This is a genomic window from Mariniradius sediminis (assembly GCF_021491425.1).
GTDB lineage: Bacteria > Bacteroidota > Bacteroidia > Cytophagales > Cyclobacteriaceae > Mariniradius > Mariniradius saccharolyticus.
This window is the reverse complement of record NZ_JAKEVZ010000036.1, coordinates 1-2364: the sequence shown is the minus strand read 5'-3', so window position 1 is coordinate 2364 and position 2364 is coordinate 1. Positions and strand designations below refer to the sequence as shown.

Annotated in this window: 2 protein-coding genes; both read right to left on the bottom strand. The window is 37.7% G+C overall.

The annotated features are described in order from the left end of the window. Nucleotides 1–155: 155 nt before the first annotated feature. Nucleotides 156–1043, bottom strand: a complete 888-nt coding sequence (locus L0U89_RS20135; RefSeq protein WP_234863174.1) for a DUF695 domain-containing protein — start codon at nt 1041–1043, stop codon at nt 156–158. Nucleotides 1044–1214: 171 nt separating this feature from the next. Further along, nucleotides 1215–2102: a WD40 repeat domain-containing protein gene (locus tag L0U89_RS20130; protein WP_234863173.1), complete on the bottom strand. Its 888-nt coding sequence runs from the start codon at nt 2100–2102 to the stop codon at nt 1215–1217. Nucleotides 2103–2364: the final 262 nt, after the last annotated feature.

Genomic DNA, 2364 nt, shown 5'->3' with positions numbered 1-2364 from the left:
CCCCGCCTGACCGAAAAACGATCCCGTTTTCGCCAGCCAATCAAAAATCCCAAAAATCTACCACTTCCTTTAAAAAACTTCTATTTCCTTGATTCAAGGGGAGGTTGTGCAACGGTTACGGCTGTTACCTGCTGGCGTTCTGTTAATCGTCATAGTTAGTCCTTCTCAATTGATGTTTCCCAACCGTCATAATCACCGCCAATTTCATTAGCGAGTTCCCATAAATAAATAACGTATTCGTCAACGCTGTTTTGGTCAACCTTGTCAACTCGTTTTATTTGAAGTCGGTAAGCAAACTCGCCCCAAGATTTGTCGCTTCCTTTGTCAACGATAGAGAACTTATCATTTTTAATTTTCTCTAAAAATTTTTCTCTGTCGCTATCCGATTTGAAGTAAATCCAATGAAATACTTCTCTTTCTTTTGTCAGCTTGTCTCCGCCTTTTTCTAATTGTTCAATTACTCGTCTGTTTTGAATGCTTTGAAATTGTTGTGGTAAAGGATAGAGAAAGTCAAAATAGCCGCTCCATTCTTTGTCTTCCTTTGAGCCAAAGTCAAATTGATATTTTGGATAAGCAACCATTACTTCTGAAATTGTCTTGTCGTAAAGTGTTGTGTCGCCAAAATAGAAATACAAATCTCTGTCCCCTGCGGATGTAAGACGTCCAACATAAATTGAGTTGTGTTTAGAAATTATTTTGTCCACCAAAGCGTCTTCAATATCGCCAAGTATTCCGCTTTCTTCTTGCGATGAAAGTCCGTCTTCTCTTGGGTTATTCATTTTTATAGAAACCCAAACAACATTCGGTTTATCTGTTATTGGAGCAACTTTGCGAAGTCCAAGGTCAACAAACAGTGAACCTAACTTGTCGTTTACATTGCTGAAATAAAACTCCCATTCTTCTTGATGTCCAACTTTGGGTTGAGAAGTTGATGTCGGTTGTAAAGGATTTGTCTTGCCGAATAATTTGTCAAAAAGTCCCATTGAAAATGCTGTTATTGTTAGTGCTAAAATAGTTATTCCGATGATTATTTTCTTGGTCATTGTCTCGATGTTGTGTCGTTCTACGCTTGCAGGTAACGTTTTGCAGCTACCCGAAGGTGGCGATTTCGAGGCACTTCATTGTCAACCAAGCAGAAACTTTGATAGAAGCACGAAGCTTGATTTAACCACTTAACCGCCACTTTTGGGTAGGTGCTGTTAGCGGTATGTGCTTTATTCGTTATCAAAGTCAAATTCTTTTATTAATTGTCCTGTCAGTGCTGAATAAAGTTTCCCTTGGCTGGTCAAGATGAGCCCGCCTTGTTTTAAAAACTCTATTTCAATAGGTTCGCCAAGATTAATTTCTTTTTCAACTTTTCCGGTCTCAATGTCCATATAGCATAAATACTTTGGACTACCCTTTTCATATTCCCAACGAATTCCAAGGATTTTATCAAGTTCGTTTGAATATTCGATTTCGAGAAAATGACCTATTACATTAGTTGTCCAAAGGGTTTCAGCGTTTGAAAGTGAAACTGCCGCAAGTGGATTTGTCGAATATGCACAGATAATTTTGTCTTTAGAAAAACAAGCGTCAAGCAAACCAAATGATTTATGTGTAAAACTCTTAATAGTTTTTCTGTCTGCTCTGGTTACAAGTGCTGATGTTGACGACTTTTCAAATTGGTCAATGGTTGAATATGGGTTTTCTCTTATAAATTCAATCCCTCTTAATTTTTCAACTGTTTCGCCAGTTTTCTTGTCGAGGAAAAAGGCACCTTGGTTTTCCGTGTCAATATAAATTAGGTCTTGATAATGATTTAGAATTATTGCTTTTGCAGGTTTTTTGATGTCCTTTCGTTGCCAAACAATTTCCCCGTTGTCAGCATTATAAAGGGAAACGGTTTTATGGTCGTAACCGGCAACTGCAATTTGTTTTCCATCTTCTGAAATTGATATTGCATTTGTCATTCCGCACACTAAATCAGTTGAGAATTTGGAGACAAGCCCATTATTTATGTCCCATACTTGAACATTCTTTTCCCATTCAGCAACGACAATTCTGTCACCGTTTACTGTCGCTGATATTGCTCTTATTTTTTCGTATTTCTGTGTTGTCATAGCATTACCGCTAACGTTTTTGGGCTTGGCGTTCGTGCGGGATTTCAGGGTACAAAACTGTCAACCAAGCACTAAATTTGATTTGAAAAACTACACTTGAATTTAAGCACTTCACCCCGCATGACGCCAAACCCATGTGCCTGTTGCACAACTCGTTGACGGAAGATACAAATTAATTTAGGTTTTTGGGTAATCGAAGGTTTTTAAAATGGTTTAAAATGTTGATATACAGTTGTTTGGATTGTTGTTTTTACCTATTTTA

What these genes read in the sequence shown, in the direction of transcription:
- L0U89_RS20135 (WP_234863174.1), bottom strand. Translation starts at nt 1,043, where the DNA reads ATGACCAAGAAAATAATCATCGGAATAACTATTTTAGCACTAACAATA.
- L0U89_RS20130 (WP_234863173.1), bottom strand. Translation starts at nt 2,102, where the DNA reads ATGACAACACAGAAATACGAAAAAATAAGAGCAATATCAGCGACAGTA.